Annotated in this window: 24 protein-coding genes; 12 read left to right on the forward strand and 12 right to left on the reverse strand. The window is 73.2% G+C overall.

The features are described from left to right. Nucleotides 1–21: 21 nt before the first annotated feature. Nucleotides 22–99, reverse strand: coding sequence for a hypothetical protein (locus TR49_RS47140; protein ID WP_500799094.1), 78 nt, complete (start codon nucleotides 97–99; stop codon nucleotides 22–24). Nucleotides 100–254: 155 nt separating this feature from the next. Between TR49_RS47140 and TR49_RS22110 the strand changes: the two genes are divergently transcribed. Both TR49_RS22110 and TR49_RS22115 read left to right on the forward strand, forming a co-directional pair. Next, the gene (locus TR49_RS22110) at nucleotides 255–713 is read left to right on the forward strand and encodes a GreA/GreB family elongation factor (RefSeq protein ID WP_042384122.1); all 459 of its coding nucleotides are present in this window, start codon (nucleotides 255–257) and stop codon (nucleotides 711–713) included. Nucleotides 714–800: 87 nt separating this feature from the next. After that, nucleotides 801–1,643, forward strand: a complete 843-nt coding sequence (locus tag TR49_RS22115; protein WP_084725227.1) for an SAM-dependent methyltransferase — start codon at nucleotides 801–803, stop codon at nucleotides 1,641–1,643. A 69-nt stretch (nucleotides 1,644–1,712) separates the two neighbouring features. Here TR49_RS22115 and katG read toward each other — a convergent pair whose 3' ends face one another. After that, nucleotides 1,713–3,938 carry a catalase/peroxidase HPI gene (gene katG, locus TR49_RS22120; RefSeq protein WP_042384125.1) on the reverse strand — a complete coding sequence of 742 codons (2,226 nt, stop codon included), beginning with the start codon at nucleotides 3,936–3,938 and terminating at the stop codon, nucleotides 1,713–1,715. A 125-nt stretch (nucleotides 3,939–4,063) separates the two neighbouring features. Here katG and TR49_RS22125 point away from each other — a divergent pair, with 125 nt between their 5' ends. Then, nucleotides 4,064–4,528, forward strand: a complete 465-nt coding sequence (locus TR49_RS22125) for a Fur family transcriptional regulator (protein WP_042384129.1) — start codon at nucleotides 4,064–4,066, stop codon at nucleotides 4,526–4,528. 56 nt (nucleotides 4,529–4,584) lie between these two features. On the opposite strand, the gene TR49_RS22130 is transcribed toward TR49_RS22125, so the two are convergent. After that, nucleotides 4,585–4,776: a hypothetical protein gene (locus TR49_RS22130; protein WP_042367319.1), complete on the reverse strand. Its 192-nt coding sequence runs from the start codon at nucleotides 4,774–4,776 to the stop codon at nucleotides 4,585–4,587. A gap of 118 nt (nucleotides 4,777–4,894) precedes the next feature. Between TR49_RS22130 and TR49_RS22135 the strand changes: the two genes are divergently transcribed. After that, the gene (locus TR49_RS22135; RefSeq protein WP_042384132.1) at nucleotides 4,895–5,158 is read left to right on the forward strand and encodes a DUF2277 domain-containing protein; all 264 of its coding nucleotides are present in this window, start codon (nucleotides 4,895–4,897) and stop codon (nucleotides 5,156–5,158) included. Nucleotides 5,159–5,195: 37 nt separating this feature from the next. Here TR49_RS22135 and hemC read toward each other — a convergent pair whose 3' ends face one another. The 3 genes from hemC to TR49_RS22150 form a co-directional block, all read right to left on the reverse strand. Further along, on the reverse strand, nucleotides 5,196–6,125 hold the full coding sequence (gene hemC, locus TR49_RS22140; RefSeq protein WP_042384134.1) for a hydroxymethylbilane synthase: 930 nt from the start codon (nucleotides 6,123–6,125) through the stop codon (nucleotides 5,196–5,198). A 97-nt stretch (nucleotides 6,126–6,222) separates the two neighbouring features. Beyond that, nucleotides 6,223–6,585: a DUF952 domain-containing protein gene (locus TR49_RS22145; protein WP_042384136.1), complete on the reverse strand. Its 363-nt coding sequence runs from the start codon at nucleotides 6,583–6,585 to the stop codon at nucleotides 6,223–6,225. A 35-nt stretch (nucleotides 6,586–6,620) separates the two neighbouring features. Continuing rightward, nucleotides 6,621–7,847 carry an FAD-dependent monooxygenase gene (locus tag TR49_RS22150; protein WP_042384138.1) on the reverse strand — a complete coding sequence of 409 codons (1,227 nt, stop codon included), beginning with the start codon at nucleotides 7,845–7,847 and terminating at the stop codon, nucleotides 6,621–6,623. A 217-nt stretch (nucleotides 7,848–8,064) separates the two neighbouring features. Here TR49_RS22150 and TR49_RS22155 point away from each other — a divergent pair, with 217 nt between their 5' ends. The 6 genes from TR49_RS22155 (at nucleotide 8,065) to TR49_RS22180 (ending at nucleotide 14,390) form a co-directional block, all read left to right on the forward strand. Continuing rightward, on the forward strand, nucleotides 8,065–8,349 hold the full coding sequence (locus TR49_RS22155; protein ID WP_042384140.1) for a hypothetical protein: 285 nt from the start codon (nucleotides 8,065–8,067) through the stop codon (nucleotides 8,347–8,349). Nucleotides 8,350–8,503: 154 nt separating this feature from the next. Next, nucleotides 8,504–8,704: a hypothetical protein gene (locus TR49_RS22160; protein WP_042384143.1), complete on the forward strand. Its 201-nt coding sequence runs from the start codon at nucleotides 8,504–8,506 to the stop codon at nucleotides 8,702–8,704. A gap of 159 nt (nucleotides 8,705–8,863) precedes the next feature. Further along, the gene (locus tag TR49_RS22165) at nucleotides 8,864–9,682 is read left to right on the forward strand and encodes an isocitrate lyase/phosphoenolpyruvate mutase family protein (protein ID WP_042384146.1); all 819 of its coding nucleotides are present in this window, start codon (nucleotides 8,864–8,866) and stop codon (nucleotides 9,680–9,682) included. 267 nt (nucleotides 9,683–9,949) lie between these two features. Next, on the forward strand, nucleotides 9,950–12,526 hold the full coding sequence (locus TR49_RS22170) for an ATP-dependent Clp protease ATP-binding subunit (protein ID WP_042384149.1): 2,577 nt from the start codon (nucleotides 9,950–9,952) through the stop codon (nucleotides 12,524–12,526). A 2-nt stretch (nucleotides 12,527–12,528) separates the two neighbouring features. Next, nucleotides 12,529–13,305, forward strand: a complete 777-nt coding sequence (locus TR49_RS22175; protein ID WP_304941189.1) for a uracil-DNA glycosylase — start codon at nucleotides 12,529–12,531, stop codon at nucleotides 13,303–13,305. A gap of 104 nt (nucleotides 13,306–13,409) precedes the next feature. Further along, entirely contained in the window at nucleotides 13,410–14,390 is a 981-nt protein-coding gene (locus TR49_RS22180) for a hypothetical protein (RefSeq protein ID WP_042384153.1), read from the forward strand. A gap of 47 nt (nucleotides 14,391–14,437) precedes the next feature. On the opposite strand, the gene TR49_RS45765 is transcribed toward TR49_RS22180, so the two are convergent. Beyond that, complete coding sequence (locus TR49_RS45765; protein WP_052434531.1) at nucleotides 14,438–14,749, reverse strand: helix-turn-helix domain-containing protein; 312 nt, start codon at nucleotides 14,747–14,749, stop codon at nucleotides 14,438–14,440. A 222-nt stretch (nucleotides 14,750–14,971) separates the two neighbouring features. On the opposite strand from TR49_RS45765, the gene TR49_RS22190 reads away from it, so the two are divergent. Then, the gene (locus TR49_RS22190; protein ID WP_084725229.1) at nucleotides 14,972–15,487 is read left to right on the forward strand and encodes a TSUP family transporter; all 516 of its coding nucleotides are present in this window, start codon (nucleotides 14,972–14,974) and stop codon (nucleotides 15,485–15,487) included. A 35-nt stretch (nucleotides 15,488–15,522) separates the two neighbouring features. Here the strand turns inward: TR49_RS22190 and TR49_RS22195 are convergent, their stop codons facing one another. From TR49_RS22195 to TR49_RS22210, 4 genes are all read right to left on the reverse strand, one after another. Beyond that, nucleotides 15,523–16,374, reverse strand: coding sequence for an SAM-dependent methyltransferase (locus TR49_RS22195; protein ID WP_042384160.1), 852 nt, complete (start codon nucleotides 16,372–16,374; stop codon nucleotides 15,523–15,525). Between the two features lie 308 nt (nucleotides 16,375–16,682). Beyond that, a complete protein-coding gene (locus tag TR49_RS22200) occupies nucleotides 16,683–17,405 on the reverse strand; it encodes an alpha/beta fold hydrolase (RefSeq protein WP_042384163.1) in 723 nt (240 codons plus the stop codon). Between the two features lie 66 nt (nucleotides 17,406–17,471). Further along, nucleotides 17,472–18,452 (reverse strand): alpha/beta hydrolase, encoded by a 981-nt coding sequence (locus TR49_RS22205; protein ID WP_042384165.1) that lies wholly within the window; start codon nucleotides 18,450–18,452, stop codon nucleotides 17,472–17,474. A gap of 224 nt (nucleotides 18,453–18,676) precedes the next feature. Then, on the reverse strand, nucleotides 18,677–20,065 hold the full coding sequence (locus TR49_RS22210; RefSeq protein ID WP_042384168.1) for an MFS transporter: 1,389 nt from the start codon (nucleotides 20,063–20,065) through the stop codon (nucleotides 18,677–18,679). 165 nt (nucleotides 20,066–20,230) lie between these two features. Here TR49_RS22210 and TR49_RS22215 point away from each other — a divergent pair, with 165 nt between their 5' ends. After that, nucleotides 20,231–20,713, forward strand: coding sequence for a hypothetical protein (locus TR49_RS22215; protein WP_042384175.1), 483 nt, complete (start codon nucleotides 20,231–20,233; stop codon nucleotides 20,711–20,713). Nucleotides 20,714–20,783: 70 nt separating this feature from the next. Here TR49_RS22215 and TR49_RS22220 read toward each other — a convergent pair whose 3' ends face one another. Next, complete coding sequence (locus TR49_RS22220) at nucleotides 20,784–21,188, reverse strand: SHOCT domain-containing protein (RefSeq protein ID WP_042384178.1); 405 nt, start codon at nucleotides 21,186–21,188, stop codon at nucleotides 20,784–20,786. Nucleotides 21,189–21,409 lie beyond the last annotated feature (221 nt).

A 21,409-nucleotide genomic window follows, 5' to 3' on the forward strand; every position in this document is an offset into this window, starting at 1 on the left:
GGACCGAGCCGGTCCGGGTGCTCAGCAGCAGGGGCGCTTGCCGTGGTTCGCGCCGTGCTTCCTGCGCTGCTTCTTCCTGCGACGCCGTTTGGACGACATGGCCACTCCTCTCGGTGCGGTGTCCCCGTTCCACGCTGGCACAGCAGCACGGGCCCGGCACCTGCGCGCCCGGTTGCGGGGCTCCCACGGCGGGGTTTGAGTGGTGGGACGCCGCGCGCATCGTCGCAAGCGCCGCGGGCGTCGAGGAGGAGACCATGGCCGGTGAGGCGGAGCCGATCAGCGCGAAGGCGCGCGAGGCGATCGAGCGGGATCTGGTCCAGCTGCGCGCGGAGCGGGCCGCCGTCGCCGGGACCCTGCACGACACCGACTCCACCGGAGACCGGGCCGACCAGGCCGACGAGCTCCAGCGAGCGGAGGAGCTGTCCCGGCTCGACGACCGCATCGAGGCGCTGACGCTGCGGCTGAAGCAGGCCACCATCGCCGGTCCGCCCGACGCCGACGTGGTGGGCGTCGGCAGCACGGTCTCCGTGCGGTTCGCCGACGGCACGGTCGAGCGGGTCGAGATCGGGGAGGTCGCCGAGGAGCTGGACCGGACGCTGGTCACGGCCGACAGCCCGCTCGGCCGCGCCCTGCTCGGACGCCGGGCGGGCGACGTCGTGGAGTACGACACCCCGCAGGGCCCGGCCGAGGCGACCGTCGTCTCCCTCGGTTGAACCGAACGGTCGCACAACTGAACACCGGGCGTCCTCTAGACTGCGCAGCAAAGTTGATCGACTGTCAACGCGAGGGGTGGGCGACGGATGTCCGAGGTGGACCGGGGGGCGGGCGGCAGAGCCGACGCGGGCGACGGCGACGGGAGCACCGGCGGCCACGGGGGCTTCGACCCGAACGTGCCGAGCACCGCGCGCATCTACGACTACCTCATCGGGGGCAAGGACAACTTCGCCGCCGACCGTGCCGCGGCCGAGCACCTGCTGACCGCCCAGCCGACCGCGCGGACCATCGCACAGGCCAACCGGCGCTTCCTGGTGCGGGCCGTGGGGCTGCTGGCCCAGAGCGGCATCCGCCAGTACATCGACATCGGCGCGGGCATCCCCACCAGCCCGAACGTCCACGAGATCGTGCGTGAGCACCAGCCGGACGCCCGCATCGTCTACGTCGACAACGACCCGGTCGTGCTCGCCCACACCCGCGCCCTGCGTGCCGAGACGGGCGTGTCCGCGCTCGACGCCGACCTGCGCCGGCCACAGGAGATCCTGGACCGCGTGGAGGCGGCCGGGACGATCGACTTCTCGCAGCCCGTCGGCCTGCTGCTCATCTCGGTGATGCACTTCGTGCGCCGTGAGGAGGACCCGGCCGCGATGATCCGCGCCTACACCGAGCGCCTGGCTCCGGGCAGCCACCTCGCCCTGTCGATCGCCAGTGCCGGCCGGCTCTCCCAGGACGAGATCGAGAAGGCCGAGGCGATCTACGCCCACGCCTCCTCCCCGCTGGTGCTGCACTCGCCCGCCGCGGTCGCGGACTGGCTCGCGCCCTACACCCTGCTGGAGCCCGGTCTGGTCTCCTACTACAAGTGGCGTGCGGACGAGAACGAGCCCGACGACACCGGCGCCCCGATCGCCGCAGTCGCGCGGATCGGCTGACGCAGCCCCGACGCAGACGTGCGGGCCGGCCCCGAAGGGCCGGCCCGCACGGTCGTTCACGGGAGGGGATCAGCGCACGTCGTAGCGGTCCAGGTCCATGACCTTGGCCCAGGCGGCGACGAAGTCCGCGACGAACTTCTCCTTGGCGTCGTCACCCGCGTAGACCTCGGCGACCGCCCGCAGCTCCGAGTTGGAGCCGAAGACCAGGTCGGCGCGGGTGCCGGTCCACTTGACCTGGCCGGAGGCGTCGCGGCCCTCGAAGGTGCCGGCATCGGCCGCGACCGGGGCCCAGGTGGTGTCCAGGTCCAGCAGGTTGACGAAGAAGTCGTTCGTCAGGGTGCCCGGGCGGTCGGTCAGGACGCCCAGGGACGACTGGCCCTGGTTCGCACCCAGCACGCGCAGGCCGCCGACGAGGACGGTCAGCTCCGGGGCGGACAGGTTCAGCAGGTTGGCCTTGTCCAGGAGCAGGTACTCGGCCGGGAGGCGGTTGGCCTTGCCCAGGTAGTTGCGGAAGCCGTCGGCGGTCGGCTCCAGGGCGGCGAAGGACTCGACGTCCGTCTGCTCCTGGGTGGCGTCGCCGCGGCCCGGCGTGAACGGCACCTCGACCGTCACCCCTGCGTCCTTCGCGGCCTGCTCGACGCCCACGCCGCCGGCGAGGACGATCACGTCGGCGAGGGAGACCTGCTTGCCGCCCGACAGCTCGGCGTTGACCGCCTGCTGGACGCCCTCGAGGGTGCGCAGCACCTGGGCGAGCTGGTCCGGGTCGTTGACCTCCCAGCCGGCCTGCGGCTGCAGGCGCAGGCGGGCGCCGTTGGCGCCGCCGCGCTTGTCGCTGCCGCGGAAGGAGGCCGCGGAGGCCCACGCCGTCGACACCAGCTGCGCGACGGACAGGCCCGCCCCGGCGATCTTCACCTTGAGCTTGGTGACGTCGGCGGGGTCGAGGTGCGAGCGGGTGTCCGCGGAGACCGGGTCCTGCCAGAGCAGCTCCTCGGCCGGGACCTCGGGGCCGAGGTAGCGGGCGATCGGGCCCATGTCGCGGTGGGTCAGCTTGAACCAGGCGCGGGCGAAGGCGTCCGCGAACGCGGCCGGGTCGGCCAGGAAGCGCCGGGAGATCGGCTCGTAGGCCGGGTCGAAACGCAGCGACAGGTCGGTCGTCAGCATGACCGGCTGGTGCGACTTCGAGGCGTCGTGCGCGTCCGGCACGGTGCCCGCGCCCGCGTTGTCCTTCGGCCGCCACTGGTTGGCGCCCGCGGGGCTCTGGAAGAGCTCCCACTCGTAGCCGAAGAGGATCTCGAAGAAGCTGTTGTCCCACGTGGTGGGGGTGTTGGTCCAGGTGCCCTCGAGGCCGGAGGTGATGGTGTCGCCGCCCTTGCCGGTGCCGTAGGCGGACTTCCAGCCGAGGCCCTGCTGCTCCAGCGGGGCGCCCTCGGGGTCGGCGCCGACGTTGTCCGCCGGGCCCGCGCCGTGGGTCTTGCCGAAGGTGTGGCCACCGGCGATGAGGGCGACGGTCTCCTCGTCGTTCATCGCCATGCGGCGGAAGGTCTCCCGGATGTCGCGCGCGGCCGCGATCGGGTCCGGGTTGCCGTTGGGGCCCTCGGGGTTGACGTAGATCAGGCCCATCTGGACCGCACCCAGGGGCTCCTCGAGCTCACGGTCGCCGGTGTAGCGCTCGTCGCCCAGCCAGGTGGTCTCCGGGCCCCAGTACACGTCCTCGTCCGGCTCCCACACGTCCGCGCGGCCACCGGCGAAGCCGAAGGTGTCGAAGCCCATCTCCTCCAGCGCGACGTTCCCGGCGAGGATCATCAGGTCCGCCCAGGACAGGGACTTGCCGTACTTCTTCTTCACCGGCCACAGCAGACGACGGGCCTTGTCCAGGTTGCCGTTGTCCGGCCAGGAGTTGAGAGGGGCGAAGCGCTGCTGTCCCGCGCCCGCGCCGCCGCGGCCGTCGCTGATGCGGTAGGTGCCCGCGGAGTGCCAGGCCATGCGGATCATGAACGGCCCGTAGTTGCCGAAGTCCGCCGGCCACCAGTCCTTGGAGTCCGTCAGCACCTCGGCGACGTCCTGCTTGACGGCCGCCAGGTCCAGCGCCGAGAACGCGGCCGCGTAGTCGAAGTCCTCACCCAGCGGGTTCGCCACGGCCGGGTTCTTGGCCAGGATCTTCAGGTTCAGCTGCTGCGGCCACCACTGACGGTTTCCGCCGCCCTGCGTCGGGTGGGGCGCGCGCCCGTGCGCGACCGGGCAGCCGCCCGCGCCCCCCGCATTCGCGTCGACGTTGGCGTCAAGGTTCTCAGACATGGCCATCCTTGCGGGGCTAGGGGAGGGTTTCCGGCACCGGATTTCGACCCTACCTTAGACAGTGTCTAAGTCAACAGATGCACTAATCTCGAACTCCGTCCGATCTGCCTGGTACTCTCGCAAGCATGAGCGACCTGCTGGCACGACTCAGAGCGCGCCGTTGGCGGCTCACGGCGCAGCGGCGCGTCGTCGCGCAGGTGCTGGACGGCGACCACGTCCACTTCACCGCCGACGAGATCCACGCCCGCGCGGCCGCGCTGCTCCCCGAGATCAGCCGGGCCACGGTCTACAACACGCTGGGCGAGCTCGTCGCCATCGGCGAGGTGCTCGAGGTGAGCACGGACGGCCGGGCCAAGCGCTACGACCCCAACGCCCACCACGCCCACCAGCACCTGGTCTGCGACTCCTGCGGCACGATCCGCGACGTCCACCCTTCCGTCGACCCGCTGGCGGGCCTGCCGGCGGCCGAGCGCTACGGGTTCACGGTCTCGCGCGTCGCCGTCACCTACCGGGGCCTCTGCCCCGACTGCGCGGCCCGGTCCGCAGCTGATCCCGCCGCCGATTCCGCGCCCGCACGCGCGAAAGCCTGACCCGACCGGCGCGGTACGCGGGTCGGATCAGGCTTCCGGAGTCAGGGCAGCAAGCGTCAGGGCAGCAGGCGCTCGACGGCGGCGGCGCCTTGCTCCTCCAGGGCCCTGCGGGCCTTCTCGATCAGTGCCGGGGTGGGTTCGCGACCGCTGGCGCGGACCAGGTCCTCCGGGTCGACCGGGTGTTCCGCTCCGGTGTGGAGCAACCGGTCCGGCGTGGGTCGCTCGTCGTCGCCCTCGGGCTGGGACATCTGGAACCTCCTGCCCTGTATGAACAGATTTGCTCTTTCCCAGCACTGTAGACCCCCGGCATCCCGCCCGCACCGTGCATCCGCCCCGCGTTCCACCACGGCGGCCTACGCTGGAGCCATGTGCCGATCGATCAAGACGCTCCGGGCTCCGGTCACCCCCGACCCGCAGGAGGCCGACATCCACGCGGCCGCACTCCAGTACGTGCGCAAGGTCTCCGGATTCCGCGCACCCGCGGCCCACAACCGCGAGGCGTTCGACGCCGCGGTGGCGGCCGTCACCGACGCGACGCGCGAGCTGCTGGAGTCCCTCGTCGTCCGGGGCGCGCACACGCATGCGCACCCCCATGGGGACGAGCACGTCCCGGAGACGGTCTCCGCCTGACGCGTTCGCCGGCCTCCCAGGCGGCCTCGGTGTCGGGTCAGTGCGGGATCTCGTCGATCAACTCCCGCGCGCCCTGGCGCAGCAGCGCCAGCGCGGTGGCCATGCCGAGCTCCTCGGGGGAGAGCGCCCCCGCCCACTCGTGCGCCTCCAGGACGCGCTTGCCGTCGGGGGTGAAGACGCGGGCCCGCAACGACAGCCGCCCGTCCTCCTCGGCCCGCGCGTAGCCGGCGATGGGGGAGTTGCAGTGTCCCTGGAGCGCGTGCAGCATCATCCGCTCCGCGGCGGCCTCGCGCCACGTCGGCGCGTGGTTGAGCGCGGCGACCGCGTCGACCGTCGCGCCGTCGTCGGCGCGGCACTGCAGCGCCAGAATGCCCGCGCCGATCGGCGGGCACATCCCGTCCGGCTCCAGGACCTCGGTGATCCGCTCCGCCTGCCCGATCCGCTCCAGGCCGGAGACGGCCAGCAGCAGCGCGTCGTACTCGCCCGCGTCGAGCTTGGCGAGCCGCGAGTTGGCGTTGCCGCGGATCGGCACGCACTCCAGCTCCGGGTATGCGGCGGCGAGTTGGGCGATCCGCCGGACCGAGCTGGTACCGATCCGGGCGCCTGCGGGCAGCTGGTCGAGCCGCAGACCGCGCGGCTGCACGACGGCGTCACGGATGTCGTCACGCGGCAGGTAGGCGGCGACGGCCGTGCCCTCGGGCAGCGGCCGGTCGCCGGGCATGTCCTTCAGGCAGTGCACGGCCAGGTCCGCCTCGCCGGCGAGCAGCGCGGCGTCCACCTCCTTGGTGAACGCCCCCTTGCCGCCGAGCGCGGACAGCGCGCCGAGCCACCGGTCCCCGGACGTGGTGACGGGCACGACCTCGGTCACGAGCCGCGGATGCCGCTCGGCCAGCAGTGATCGCACCCGCTCCACCTGCGCGAGAGCCATGGGGGAGGAGCGCGTCACGATCCGGATCAACTGGGGCATGGCACGAGACGATACTCCGTCAGATCCAGTGCTCCGGACACTCCCAGCTCAACCACGCCGAAGGGCGTCGGGCACGCCCGCGCAGCGGACGATGCGACTATCCTCGGTCCGCCAAGCCGGTCGCATGGTTCCCGGCGTCCCAGGTGACCTGGAGGATCTCGGTGACCGCGGCGCGGTCGATCGGGCCGAAGACGTGCGGGAAGAGCGTGTCGGCGGCGACGCCAGGGGGCGGGGCGGGGGCGGCGGCCTCGAAGACGCACGTGGCAGTGAGGCGGGACTCGTCGACGACGAGAGCCAGCAGCGGCCTCGGGGCGTCGCGGTAGAAGGCGTCGGCGACGGCGAGGGTCGTCGCGACGTCGGGGGAGCAGTGGACGAAGCCCTCGTCCGCGAGGGAGGCCGGGGCATAGGCGCTGCCGGGCGCGGCGTCCCAGTCGGCGAGGGGAACGACGTGGTAGATCATGGCCCCATTCCAGCACGAGCGATGCGCGGCGCGTCCTACGACCCGAGGGGCCGGCCGCCGACGCCCGCGCCGCTGTTCTCCTGCCACCAGCACTCGAAGGACCGCTGGTCCAGCGACGCCCAGTCGGGCGTGCGCAGCACCTGGGCGCGGCCCAGACTCCGGCCGAGTTCGAGGATCGCGCGCCCGACCGGCGCGCGCTCCGCGTCGTACGCGGCGAGGGCTGCAGGGAGGGAGTCCGCCTCGAGGAGTGCGCGGCCCAGGACGGTCGCGTCCTGGAGCGCCTTGAGCGCGCCGCTGCCGGTGTGCGGACGCGCGATCGCGGCGGCGTCGCCGAGCAGCACCAGCCGGCCCTGCGCGAAGCGGGGCGCGACCGCGTCGTGGATCGGCTGCAGGAGCCGGGACTCCGCGGGCGTGGCGTGCACGACGTCGCGCCAGTAACCGGGGAAGAACCGCTCCACCAGTGCGTGCTGATAGTCGGTCAGTTCGCTGGTCAGCTCGGCGGAGGGATTCGTCCGGGGATCGGCCAACTCCCCGGCGAGGTGCGCGGGCGGGGTGGCGTAGAAGACCCAGTTGACCTGGGCGCCTCCGTCGCCTCCCGGGGCGCCGGGGATGCGGTAGGCGATCATGTGGCCGCCGGGGAAGGCCACGGTGGTGGCCGCGTCCTCGGGGAAGGCCCCAGCGGGGCGGGGGAGTTGCTCCACGGGGAGAGTGCCGCGCCAGGCGAGGTAGCCGCCCCAGGCGGGCGCGGACACGGAGGAGCCCGCCGCGAGCATCGCCGCGCGGACCGTGGAGCGGTGGCCGTCCGCGCCGACGACCAGGTCGAACCGCTCCTCGGCGCCGTCGGCCAGGAGGACCACGGCTCCGTCCGGACCGTCCGTGACGGAGCGGACGACGGTGCCGCCGCGGTAGTCGACCTCGTCCGGCAGCCGCCCGCGCAGCTCCCGCCAGAGCGAGCCCCAACCGTAGGAGCGGAAGGGGAACGGCATCGACGCGATCTCGCGCCCCTCCCGGCGCGCGCCGTCCCGGACCACCCACGGACGTCGGGCGAGCGGCACCCACGGCATCCGCGCATCGAGATAGCCGGCGGCCTCGAGTTCGGCATAGCGCTCGTTCTGGATCGCCAGGCCCACGCCGCGGTCCTGGAGCCGCCCGGAGGCGCGTTCCAGCACGACGACCTCGCCCGCACCGGCCCGTCGCAGCGCACGCGCCGCCGCGCAGCCCGCGATGCTCCCGCCGACGACCGCCACCCGTTCCCCGTGCACGCGCCCCCCTAGAGGTCCACCGGATGTCCACCCGTGCCCGTTCGTCCACGCCGAGTATGGCGTGCCCGGGCCGCTCGCGCGGTGGATTGCCCGCCGGGACGAGACGGTCCCGACCTCACTAGACTTGGGCAGACACCGCTCCGGCTCCCGTCCGGACCGGGGCGGCGGCAGGCGCGAGCACGAAGCGCGCGGCATGCGCGCGGAGAGGAGAGCCGCGATGGCCGCTCGTCAGTCCAAGAAGCTGCGCCGGAGCGCGGAGGACCTGCTGCGCAGGACCGGCATGACCGGCACGTCGGCCGACACCATGGCGGGGATGCCCCAGCCCATGCCCGGCATGGGCGGACGCACCGACGCCGGTCCCACGGCAACGGCCTTCGCCCACCACGCCGCGGGCGACCGCCGCGCCCAGTGGTCCGGCTCCCGCATGGCCGCCGCACACGACATCGTCCCCGGGCACCGGCACCGTGGCGCGGAGCAGCACTCGGCCCTGAGCGGGAGGTGAGACTCACGACGGCGCCGGCCCCGCGGGCGGCGGTCACGTTCCGTGACTGTTCGAGATGCGATCGTGGACCGGCGCTGTCAGGGTGAAGCCGTGCGCCGACAGTTCCAGCCCGGACCCCGGGCACGGCGCCTCACCCCCTTCGGGAGAGAACATCATGACGAAGGTCAAGAACCAGCCGCGTAAGCAGAAGCAGTCGGCGGCGCGCACCCCGAGCCGCGCGCAGGCGCACGACAAGGCGATGCTCGCGGACATGAAGGCCGGTCAGCAGATGCCGGTCACGGAGCCGATGGACGCCTCCGGCGACATGCCGATGCGCCACCCGCGCAAGAAGGAGAAGCGTTTCGGCCACAACTGATCTGTGGCGGCTCCGGGTTGACCCGGGGGCCGCGTGACCTGCCTGCCGGCCCGGCCGCGTGCACCGCGGCCGGGCCGGTGCGGTGCGGCGCACGGTTGGTGGTCGCGGGTTCCGGACAGAGCCCCCGTCGTTGTCGGTGGCGTGTGATGGGATGAGCGCATGACCAAGGTTGACGTCGAACTCGTCGAGAAGGCCCGTCACTTCCACTCGCTCCACCAGCCCGGTCGCCCGCTGGTGCTGCCCAACGCGTGGGACGTCGCGTCCGCGCGCATCGTCGAGGCGGCGGGCGCGGCGGCGGTCGCCACGACCAGCGCCGGCCTCGCCTGGTCGCTCGGCGCCCCCGACGGCGGCCTGCTCACCCGCGAGACCGGCGTCGCGGCGGCCGCGCGCATCGTCGCAGCCGTCTCCGTCCCGGTGACGGCCGACATCGAGCGCGGCTACGCCGAGGACCTCCCGGGCCTCGCCGAGACGATCAGGGCGATCGTCGAGGCCGGCGTGGTCGGTGTCAACATCGAGGACTCGCTCCGTCCCGTCGAGGAGAGCGCCGCGCGCATCGCCGCCGCGCGGGAGGCGGCGGAGGCGCTGGGCATGCCGCTGTTCATCAACGCCCGCATCGACACCCACCGCCTCCCGGCCGAGGAGCGCGACCGCCACCACGAGGAGACGGTCCTCCGCGCGGCGGCCTACGCGGCGGCGGGCGCGAGCGGCGTCTTCGTCTTCGGGGCGCTCAGTGCGGAGGCGGTGGCCGCACTGGCCAAGGAGATCGCGCTGCCGCTGAACGTCACCGTCGCGGCGGACACCCTCCCGGTCCCCGCCCTCGCGGCGGCGGGCGCCGCCCGCATCAGCGCCGGCGCGTCGATCGCGGAGGCGGCGTACGCGCTGACCGACAGGGCGGCGCGGGAGATCCTCTCCCAGGGCACGGCGACCGCGACGAAGGCGGACCTGGGCTGGGTCGAGCTGAACGGGCTGTTGACGTGACCACCTGAGGTTGCGCTGATCCCTCAGGGGCGGTGGCTTGGCCGATATGCGGCTCCGCCGCGTGAGCGCGACAATCCCCGCCCGGTCTTCGGCCGGGAGGTGGGTCCATGCCGGTGGTTGTTCGCGTTTACGCCCGGGGTGCCGCACATCAGCAGGGCCCCCGTCCCTGGATGGGTGCAACTCGTCCGGTTGCACATGTGAGCCCCGCAGTTCCGGGGTTGAATGGGAGCCGTCAGGCCGACTCGGGGGTGAGGAGGCTGTACTTCCATGTCGATGTCCACCTTCGGTTCCTTCGGTGGCCAAGACCCGTTCTCCGATCTGCTCAACCGCTTCTTCGGAATGTCCCCCGCCTCCTCGCCGCCCGCGGTGCAGCGCGTGCCCATCGGCAAGCTGCTCACCGAGTCCGCGCGGGAGTTGATCGGGCGGGCGCAGCAGAAGGCCGCCGAGGACGGCAGTGAGGATCTGGACACCGAGCACCTGCTGTGGGCGGCATGCCTGGTCGATCCCGCGCGCTCGCTGCTCGCCCAGGCGGGCGTCGACCCGGACGCGCTCGCGCAGGCGATCGACAAGGTGCTGCCGGGGGTCGCGGGGACGCCGTCCGCCGAACCGAGCCTGACGCCGGCCGCCAAGCGCGTGCTGATCGCCGCGCACGCGCGCTCGCAGGCCGGCGGCGGCTCCTACATCGGGCCCGAGCACATCCTGGCCGCGCTGCTGGACGACCCGGACTCCGGCGCGGGGCGCCTCCTCGGCAGCACGGGCGGCGTCGACGTCGAGCGGCTGCGCGGGGATTCGGACCGGGCCGCCGCCGGTGAGCGCGCGCCGGCGAAGCCGTCGAGCGACACCCCCACGCTCGACGAGTACGGCCGCGACCTCACCGAGGAGGCGAAGGCCGGCAAGCTCGACCCGGTGGTCGGGCGCGCCGAGGAGATCGAGCAGACCATCGAGATCCTCTCGCGCCGGTCGAAGAACAACCCGGTGCTCATCGGCGAGCCCGGTGTCGGCAAGACCGCGATCGTCGAGGGGCTGGCGCAGCGCATCGTCGCCGACGAGGTGCCGGAGACGCTGCGCGGCAAGCGCGTCGTCGCGCTCGACCTGGCCGGCATGGTGGCCGGGGCCAAGTACCGGGGCGAGTTCGAGGAACGCCTCAAGAACGTCATCAACGAGGTCCAGGAGTCCACCGACTCCCTCGTCCTCTTCATCGACGAGCTGCACACCGTCGTCGGCGCGGGCGCCGGCGGCGAAGGCGCGATGGACGCGGGCAACATGCTCAAGCCCGCGCTCTCGCGCGGCGAACTGCACGTCATCGGCGCGACCACGATCGACGAGTACCGCAAGTACATCGAGAAGGACGCCGCCCTGGAGCGGCGCTTCCAGCCGGTGCTGATCCCCGAGCCGAGCGTCGAGGAGACGGTGCAGATCCTGCTGGGCCTGCGCGACGCCTACGAGGCGCACCACCAGGTGCGGTTCACCGACGAGGCGCTGCGCGCCGCCGCCGAGCTGTCCGACCGCTACATCTCCGACCGGTTCCTGCCCGACAAGGCGATCGACCTGATGGACCAGGCGGGCGCGCGAGTGCGGCTCAAGTCGCTGAGCCGCTCGACGGAGGCCGGCGACCGCGAGGACCGGATCGCCAAGCTCAGGCGCGAGAAGGACCAGGCCATCGCCGCTGAGGACTTCGAGGCCGCGAAGCGGCTGAAGGAGCAGCTCGCCGAGGCCGAGGGCGAGTTGGCGGGCATCGCCGAGCGCCGCGAGGGCGTGATGGCGGTGACGGTCGACGACATCGCCGAGGTGGTCTCGCGCCGCACCGGCATCCCCGTCACCCAGCTCACCCAGGACGAGAAGGCCAAACTGCTGGCGCTGGAGCAGGAGCTGCACGCGCGCGTCGTCGGCCAGGACGAGGCGGTCGTCGCGATCTCCGAGGCGGTGCGGCGCAACCGGGCGGGCATGGGCGACCCGAACCGTCCCGTCGGTTCGTTCCTTTTCCTCGGACCGACCGGCGTCGGCAAGACGGAGCTGGCCAAGGCGCTCGCCGAGCTGCTCTTCGGCGACGAGGACCGGCTGGTCCGCTTCGACATGAGCGAGTTCCAGGAGAAGCACACGGTCTCCCGCCTGATCGGCGCGCCTCCCGGATACGTGGGCTACGAGGAGGCAGGGCAGCTGACCGAGAAGGTCCGCCGCAAGCCCTACAGCGTGCTGCTCTTCGACGAGGTCGAGAAGGCCCACCCGGACGTCTTCAACGCGCTGCTCCAGGTGCTCGACGACGGCCGGCTGACGGACGCCCAAGGGCGCACGGTCGACTTCCGGCACACCGTCGTCATCCTCACCAGCAACATCGGCGCGCACCGGATCCTCGCGCACCACGGCGACACCGACAGCATCCGCGAGCAGCTGATGGCGGATCTGCAGGGGCACTTCCCGCCCGAGTTCCTCAACCGCATCGACGACACGATCATCTTCCATGCCCTCACCAAGGACGAGCTGAACAACATCGTGGACCTGCTGCTGCGGGGCAGCGAGCGCCGGGTGCAGTCGCAGGGCCTGCAGTTGGAGGTCACCCAGGCCGCTCGCGACCTGCTCGTCGCCCACGGCCACCAGCCGGAGTTCGGTGCGCGCCCGCTGCGCCGCACCATCCAGAGCGAGCTGGACAACCGCATCGCCTCGCTGCTGCTCGGCGGCGAGGCGTCCCCGGGCGACACGATCGTCGCGGACGTCCAGGGCGACGCCCTGGTCTGCAAGGTCAGGAAGCCCGACCCGGCCGACGCGGCAACCGGCGCGGCGACCGACACCGCGGCGCAGGCCGCTCCCGAGACCGCCGGGAAGCCCGAGGAGTCCGCGCAGGGGTGAGCCTGCCGGACCGGGTGACCGAGCCCCGCGAGGAGGCGCCGAAGGCGCGGGACCTCGCGGGGCTCGACGCTGCCGTGAGCCGGTGCTACGCCTGCCCGCGCCTGGTCGCGTGGCGCGAGGAGGTGGGCCGGGTGCGGCGTCGGTCCTTCGCCGACCACGACTACTGGGCCCGGCCGGTGCCGGGCTTCGGACCGGCCGACGCCTCGCTGTTGCTGGTGGGCCTGGCTCCGGCCGCGCACGGCGGCAACCGCACCGGCCGGATGTTCACCGGCGACCGGTCGGGCGACGTCCTGGTGGCCGCCCTGCACGATCTCGGCCTCGCCTCCCAGCCCACCTCCGTCAGCCGCGACGACGGTCTGCGCCTGCACGGCGTGCGGTTCACCGCTCCGGTGCACTGCGCCCCGCCCGACAACCGGCCGACGACGCACGAACGCGACACCTGCCGCCCGTGGCTGATGCGCGAACTGGCGCTGCTGCGGCCGACGGTGCGCGCGATCGTCGCGCTCGGCGCCTTCGGCTGGCAGGCCGTGCTGCCGGTGCTGGCCGCGTCCGGCTGGGTCGTCCCGCGGCCGCGCCCGGTGTTCGGCCACGGCGCGCGCGTGGTGCTTCCACCTGTCGAACCCGCGGGGAGCGGACGGACGTTGACGCTGTTCGGCTGCTACCACGTCAGCCAGCAGAACACCTTCACCGGGCGGCTCACCCCGGCCATGCTGCGCGAAGTCCTCGCCGAGGCCTGGGAGTCGGCGGGCGGCGGGCCGACCGGTCGCGACCAGGCCTGACACCCCGCGGCCGTGGGGGCGGGCCGCCCGCATCAGGCTCGTCCCGATACCCTCGACCGGTGGCGCACGCGGGGGCTGTGCGCACGGAAGGGGAGAAATCACCGATGTCGTTCAACCCAACCGGTCCGGTCGGCGGTCCCGTCCCGGGGCCGGGCCCCGGTCCGATGCCCGGCGCGATGCCCGGTTCCCTGCCGGGGCCTCAGCAGCCGCGCAGCGGAGCCGGCCAGGCCGGTGGCGGAAACGCCATGGTCGCCGTGGTCGGCGCGGCGGCGATGCTGCTGATGGAGGCCGTGCTCCTGCTGTTCACGCTGCTCGCGGCGAAGAGCCCTTCGAGCCCCGGGGACGTGGTGCTCAACCTGTTCGGCCTCGGTGACCACTGGATCGACGCGCCGACCCAGTTCACGGCCGGTGACGTCGCCATCTGCGCGGTGCTGTGCGCGGGGATCCTCGGCTCGCTGGGCGGTCGTACCTGGGGGCGGGCGGCGATCGCGGCGACCATGGGGCTGGTCGGCTACCCGCTGGCGACCTCGCTGCTCTCGGAGCTGCGGACCGCCGACGAGCGTGCGGCCTTCACCCTGGGGCACAACCTCACGTTCAACCTCGTCATGATCGTCGAGCTGCTGATCGCCGTCGGCACGCTGCTGGCCGTACTCGTGACCTCGCGCGGTCGCGCGCACACGGGCCCGGACCCGGTGCCCGTCGGTCCGATGGCGGGTCAGGCGCCCATGCCTGCACCGGGGCAGCAGCCCTACCCGCAGCAGGCCGGACCGGCTCATCCCTACCCGCAGCCCGCGCCCGGCTACGCCCCGCAGCCGGGTCAGGCCCAGCCGGGCTACCCCGCGCAGCCGATGCCGCAGCAGCAGGGCCAGCAGCAGGGCCAGCAGCAGGGCCGGCCGCAGCCGGGCCCCGTGCCGCAGCCCGCAGCGGGTTACGCGCCGCAGCCGGTTCCGCCGCAGGCGGGGCCCATCCAGCATCCGACGCCGACCCAGGAGGCCATGGCCTACCGCCCGACGCAGTACGGGCCGCCTCCCGGCACGCCGCAGGCCGGCCCGCAGGGCAACCCGCCCGCATCGCCGAGCGCCTGACGCAGTATCACCTGTGGGGTCGGACCGAACGGTCCGGCCCCACACGGCTATCCGGACGCGTTCGGAGTCCGGTAGGCCGTCGGCGGGCGGCCGAGCAGCCGACCGAAGGCGGCCGTGTAGGCGGCCGGGTTGTCGTAGCCGAGCAGTGCCGCGACACGGGTCACGGGCATCCCGGCGGCGAGGTGGTGCAGCGAGTGCAGGATGCAGGCCCGCTGCCGCCACTGCGAGAAGCTGAGGCCGATGCCGCGTCGGAAGAGGCGGGCGAGCGTGCGCTCGCTGACGTTGAGCTCCGCGCACCAGCGCGCCGGAGCGTCGTGGACGTGGGGCAGCTCCAGGAACGCCTCGCACAGGCGGCGCACCGCGGATCGGACGGAAGCGGCAGGTCCAGCGGCAGCGGCGTGAGGCTCCTCAGCTCGTGCAGGAGCAGGGCGGCGACGGCCGCGTCCCGGCTGTGTTCGGGATAGCGCGGCTCCATCTCGACCGCCGCCAGGATCAGCGCGCGCAGCAGCGGCGAGACGTCGACCACCTGGCAGCGCGCGGGGAATCAGGGCACAGCGGCAGGCTCGATCTAGAGGCTCCGGGTGCTGCGCCTGCTCTTCGCGGCCTACCTGCTGGCGACGCTCGCGGACACGCTGCTGCGCAAGGGCTTCGTGTCCGTCGCCGAGCCGGAGCGGCCGAGACCGCTGGGCCGGGGCACGGTCACCTTCGGCGGCGCGGGCATCGGTCTGGTCGCGGCCGGACTGGGCGTCGGCGGGAGCGTGATGACCGTCCCACTGCTGCGACGCCGCGGCCTGCCCATGGCCGAGGCCACCGCCATGGCGAACCCCCTCAGCCTCCCCGTCGCCGCGGCCGCCGGTCTGGTCTACGCCCTCGCGCCCACCGGCCCCGCCGCCGGAGCGACTGGAGCCCTGAGCGCCGGGCTGGGCCGACTCGGCTATGTCGACCTCGGCGCGGCAGCCGCGTTGCTGCTCGGCTCGGTGCCGACCATCGCGCTGCTCCGGCGCGTCACCGGCCGCGTGCCGGACCGGATCCACTCCGCCGCCTATATCGCCCTGCTGGTGATCGTGCTGATCGTGATGCTGGCGTTGGACTTCTGACACGGCGGCGGGCCGGGCGGCGACCGGCCGGCCGCTCACCCCTTGACGGCGACGCCCGCCAGGAAACCGCGGGTGGCACGGAGCTCGCCGACCGACGCGTCCGCGCCCCAGGCCGCGCACGGGACCAGGCCGGGCGGGAGCAGCTGCAGACCGCTGAAGAACGCCTCGATGTCCTGCGCGCCGCGCGGGGCGAGCCGGTCCACCGTCTCCCGGTAGAGCGCGGTGACCTCGACAGCCCGCTCGCGGTCGTCGTCGTCGACCCACCGCGAGTCGTGGCAGACGTGGCTGACGATCAGCCGGCTGCCCGGTGCCAGCGGTTCCAGCAGACGGCGCACGGCGGCGTGCGGCTCGTCCGCGTCCTCGAGGAAGTGCAGCACCGCGCCGAGCACCAGGGCCACCGGCTCGCCGGAGTCCGCCAGTTCGGCGACCGGCGGGGCGGCGAGGATCGCGTCCGGGTCGCGCAGGTCCGCCTGGAGGACCGCGGTGGCCGCCACGCCGGGGTGCGCGGCCAGCGCGCGGGCGTGGGTGACCACCAGCGGATCGCGGTCGACATAGACGACGCGCGCGTCCGGCCGGACGTCGAGAGCGATCTCGTGCGTGTTGCCGGGCGCCGGTATGCCGGTGCCGACGTCGAGGAACCGGGAGATCCCGGCCTCGGCCGCGCCGCGCACGGCGCGACGGAGGAACGCCCGGTTGAGGCGCATCGCGTCCCGGCTCTCCGGGACCAGGCGCTGCAAGGTGTGCGCGGCCTCGCGGTCGACGGCGAAGTGGTCCTTCCCGCCGATCAGGTAGTTGTAGATCCGCGCCGGATGCGGTCTGTCCAATTCCAGCGCGGCGGATGGCGCGCGCGTCCCGTCGTCACCCGGCCAGGCTGCCTGTCGTCCCATCTCCGAGCCCCCGTTCCCCGTCACCGTGGCGCCGTGCGCGTACGGTGCATCCCCGAACCACCCTACGCGCCTCGCATGCGGATGCGTCGACGAACCGTTCACTTGTCTATCGACGCAGCGTCACCGGTATGCCGTTCCCTCGCGGGACGGAGTGGCTCAGCAGCGGAGGCGTCGACGACGTGGCTCTCGGGGCGAGGGCTGGGCCTGGCTCGGCGGCCACGCGGTGCTCTTCCTCGCCGGCGCGTGGCTCGTCCTGGCGCGCAAGTGCCGCCGCGCGCACCGGTGGCACGCACCGGCCGTGCTGCGCACTACACGCGGTCTGACCTCAGCAGATGGTCCGCCAGCTCGCGGGGGCGGCTGAGCGCGGCCAGGTGGCCGCCGGGGATCTCCTCGACGTCCAGGCCGAGGCGCTCGCGCACCACGCGGCGCTGGAACTCCAGTGGGAAGAACCGGTCGTCGCGCCCCTGCAGGAAGCGGGTCGGAACGTCCGGCCAGCTCGCCAGCGGCCACGGCTGACCGAACAGCGCGGCGGGCGGCGCGGAGGCGCCGACGGAGAGCGCCTCCTCCGTCACCTCCGGCGGGACGTCGTGAAAGAAGTCGGCGCGCACGTCGAACGCGGGGACCGGGCCGCGGCCGGTGGCGGCCGCGTGGTCCGAGCGGGCCTTGGCCTGGCCGGTGTTCTCCCACCACTGCCCGGCGGTCTCCCCGGGCACCGGGACCATCGCGTTGAGCAGCACCAGCTCGGCGACCGGCACGGGCAGTCGCTCGCAGACCAGGGGAGCGGAGAAGCCCGCGAGGGACTGGGCGACCAGAACCAGCGGCTCGGGGCTGCGACCGGAGTTCCCCGCTGCCGCTGCCGCTGCCGCGACCGCGGCGACGACGGCGTCGGCGATCTCGTCCAGACCGGCCGCGTCCTCGCTGGGCAGATCCATGGTGATCGCCTCGTGGCCGCGCGCCCTAAGCTCGGGCACCAGCCGGTGCCAGAACCAGGCGCGGCCGTCCGCGCCGGGAACGAGCGTGAACGTCGCCATCGTCCTCTCCTCCGGTCGACCCTTTCCTGCGCCAGACGCTACCCGCCGCCACCGACAGCGCCCGGCTCATCGCCCGACGACCCGCCGGAGCCAGCGCAGCCGGGCCTCGCGCGCGTCCTGACTGAGCGTCGCCTGCGGGGCGACCGTGTCGAAGCCGTGGAACGCGCCGGGCCACACGTGCAGTTCCGCGTCGCCGCCCGCGCGCCAGAGCGCGTCGGCGTAGGCGACGACCTCGTCCCGGAAGGTCTCGGCCGACCCGACCTCGAGATAGGCCGGCGGCAGCCCGCACAGGTCCGTCGCGCGGGCCGCGGCGACGTACGGCGACACGTCGGCCGCGCCGTGACGGTCCCCGAGCAGCGCTCCCCAGGCGGTCGCGTTCGAGACGCGGTCCCAGGGGTCGGCGCCGGCCATCTGGTGGGCGGAGAAACTGTCGTTGCGGTCGTCCAGCATCGGGCTCAGCAGCAGCTGACCGATCGTCGGCGGGCCGCCTCGGTCGCGGGTCAGCAACGCCAGCGCGGCGGCGAGCCCGCCGCCCGCGCTCTTGCCGCCGAGGACGAACCTGTCCGGGTCGAGTCCCAGCCCGTCCGCGCGCTCGGCCGCCCAGAGCAGCCCGGCGAGGCAGTCCGCCACGGGTTCCAGGTACCGGGCCCGCGGCGCGAGCCGGTACTCGACGGAGACCACGGCGAGCCCGAGCGGGAGCGCCCACTCCCGCAGCACGCGCGGCAGCACGGACCAGGCGTTGCCGGAGACCATCCCGCCGCCGTGCAGGTAGTAGAGCAGCGGCAGCGGCCCGGTGAGTCCGGCCGGACGGGCGCTGACGAGCGTCACCTGCGCCCCCTCCCCGCTGCCGGGCACGCGCAGCTCCTCGACGTCGAACCGGCCGTCCGCCCGCAGCTCCCGCACGGTCGGCCGGGGCCGCGACGCGGCGTCCCGCGCTTGCCAGTCCGCCAGCCCCTCGGGGGTGAGCGGCTCCGTCGCCCCCGCATCCAGGGCCGCCAGCACGGCCCCCAACTCCGGATCGAAGGGCGGAACAGCACCGAAACCCACGACATGACCCCCGTTCGGCCAAGGGACGCCCGGCGGGCATCCCGCCAGCCCAGCCTGCCATCCCGCACACAGGCCGGAGCGGCGGCCCCGTCGAGCCAAGCCGGAAGGCGCAAGGGGCGGTTGCCGCGGCAGCGCCCCGGCCTTTCGCGACTGCGTCTCCGTCCCGCCACCATGGGCTCACCGAGCGCGCCCACCGTCCCCTCCGGCCCAGGTGAGGGTCCCGCTCAGCCCGACGGCATGGTGCGGTCGCCGCGGGGCAGCAGAAAGGCCGCGCCGAGGCCGACCAGGCCGAAGAGGGCGAGCGTAGCCATCGCCGCCGCGTAGCCGTTCTTGGTGAGCTCGGAGACCAGGATCGTGCCCGCGATGGCCGTGCCGAGCGAGGAGCCGAGGTTGGAGACGCTGCGGGAGAGTCCGGAGATCTCGCCCTGCTGGCTGTCGGGGAAGCTGGACTGCACGACGTTCACCGAGGGCGTCAGCATCGCCCCGAGCCCGAGCCCGATCAGCAGCAGGCCCGGCGTGAACGACCAGACGTCGTTGAAGGCCCGGACCAGGGTGAGCAGCAGCACGATGCCCGCGACCGTGACCACGAACCCGGTGACGATCAGCGTGCGTTGGGCGTAGCGCTTGGCCAGGCGCTCGGCGGAGAGCGAGGAGACCAGCAGGCCGAGGGTGGCGGCCGTGAACACGCCGCCGGTGGCGATGGCGCTGTAGCCGCGGACCACCTGGAGGTAGGCGCCGACGGTGAAGGAGACGCCCATCAGCACCAGCCACTGGATGTTCTGCGTGACCATCCCGAGGTTGGAGACGCGGTTGCGGAACAGGGCCATCGACAGCAGGGGCTCGCGGCCGGACCGCTCGCAGCTGCTGATCCAGCGGAAGAACCCGGCCAGCACCAGGACGCCGGACAGCAGCAGGCCGAGCATCAGCCAGGTGTTGTTGTCGGCGGCGAGGATGCCGGTCACCACCAGCACCAGCCCCAGCGCGGACAGCACCGCGCCGACGGTGTCGAACGCCTGGGACGGGTCGGCGGGCAGCGGGTCCTTCAGCTTGCGGGTCAGGAACACGATCACCACGATCACCAGGACCTGGAAGCCGAAGTTGGCCCGCCAGCTGATCGCCGTCGTGAGCAGGCCGCCGATGAGCGGACCCGCGGCCGCGCCGATGCCGCCGAGCGCCATGATCGCGCCGAACGCCCTGGCGCGGTTGGTGGTTCCGGTGAACAGCAGCGTGGTCAGGATGTAGACCGGGGGGATCAGCAGCGCCGTTCCGACGCCCTCCAGGATCGAGTTGCCCAAAATCAGCACGCCGAGCCCGGGAGCCAGCGCGCTGAGCAGGGCGCCGACCCCGTACGTGGTCAGACCGACCATCAGGCAGCGCTTGCGGCCGTAGCGGTTGGTGAGCTTCCCGCCCGGGATCATCAGCGCCGCCATCACCAGCAGGAAGAGCGTGATGGCCACCTGGACGCCCTGCGCGGTCGTGTGCAGGTCCTTGCTGATGTCGTTGATCATCACGTTCATGCTGGATCCGGCGAAGCTGCAGATGAACTGCGCCAGGGCGAGCGGGACCAGCACGCGTCGTCCGGCCGCCGTCGGCAGGGTCAGGGTGTCGGTCATCGTCGCTCACGTCCCTGTCCTGGATCCTGGAACTGTCGGCGTTGCCACCGTAGGAACGGCGGTCCCCGCGCGGATCACCCCGCGTGGGTGAGTGCGGGCGCGCGGCGGCCCGGTCGAGGGCCCGTCGACCTGCGCGGGGTGAAGAATCGTGAGGTGAGGGCGTCGATGGAACAGGGCGGGGACCGCGAACGCACGGACTACACCGGCGCGGTCTACGGCTCGCTGCTGGCCGCGTCCGTGATCGCCGCGTCCGACGTGAGCGCGCACCACGCGCGCCTCTCGATCATCGTGCTGCTGCTCGTCACTGGAGTCGTGTTCTGGCTGGCCCACGTCTACGCCCATGTGGCGGGCGAGCGCGAGGCCGGGAAGCCGGTCAGCTGGCAGCGGGCCCGCAGGATCGGGCGGCACGAGTGGTCCATCGTCGAGGCCGCGGTCCTGCCGGCGCTGGCCGTGCTGGTCAGCCCGTGGCTCGGGTCCGCCGACGAAGCCTGGCTGGCCCTCGGCGTCGCGATCACGCAACAGGTCGTCTGGGCGACGCTCGGTGCGCGGCGCGCCGGGGCGTCGAGGCCGCAGATGGCCGTCGAGGCGGCGGTCAACCTCTCGCTGGGGCTGCTGATCGTGGTCGCCAAGGTCGCCGTCGGCCACTGAACGGACCGTCGGGTCCGGGGCGCCCAGGGGGGTGCCCCGACCCGACCGTGTCGACCCGACCGTGTCGCCCTCAGGCGGCCAGGACGTGCTCCTTGGCGCTCTGGTACTCGGCCTCGGTGAGGTCGCCGTGCTGTCGCAGCTCCGCGAGCTGGGCCAGTTCCTCCGCCTGGCTCCTGGGCTTCGCGTCCGGGCTGGTCGTGGCTGCCTCCTTGACGTAGGCACGGAAGTCCTTCTCGGCCTGCTCGGAACGCGCCATCTCGCGCTCGCCCATGCCCTTGCCGCGTGCGATGAGGTAGACGAAGACCCCCAGGAACGGCAGGACCAGTACGAAGACCGACCAACCGGCCTTGCCCCAGCCGCTCACGGAGTCATCCCGGAACAGGTCGGCGAAGACCCGGAACAGCAGGAAGAACCACATGACCCACAGAAAGACCCACATGGTGGTGAAGAAGACATTGAGCAGCGGGTAGTTCATCGCCCTCTCCTCGCTCGACGACGTTGCTGCCTCCACTTCCGCACGGCGCGCCCTCGCACGCACCACCCGTTCCGGGTGAATCCCCGCTCGGCCAGCGCCTTCGGACGGTCGGTGTCACCATGGTCGGGGAGCAGACGGGCCGTGTTCCCCTCGCTCCGACTGGGGCCGTTGGTCCCTGACGTGGAGCCCATGAGGCCCTTCGAGGGTGGTGCGCGCGAAAC

The sequence above is a fragment of the Streptacidiphilus melanogenes genome (assembly GCF_000787835.1).
Taxonomy (GTDB): Bacteria; Actinomycetota; Actinomycetes; order Streptomycetales; family Streptomycetaceae; genus Streptacidiphilus; species Streptacidiphilus melanogenes.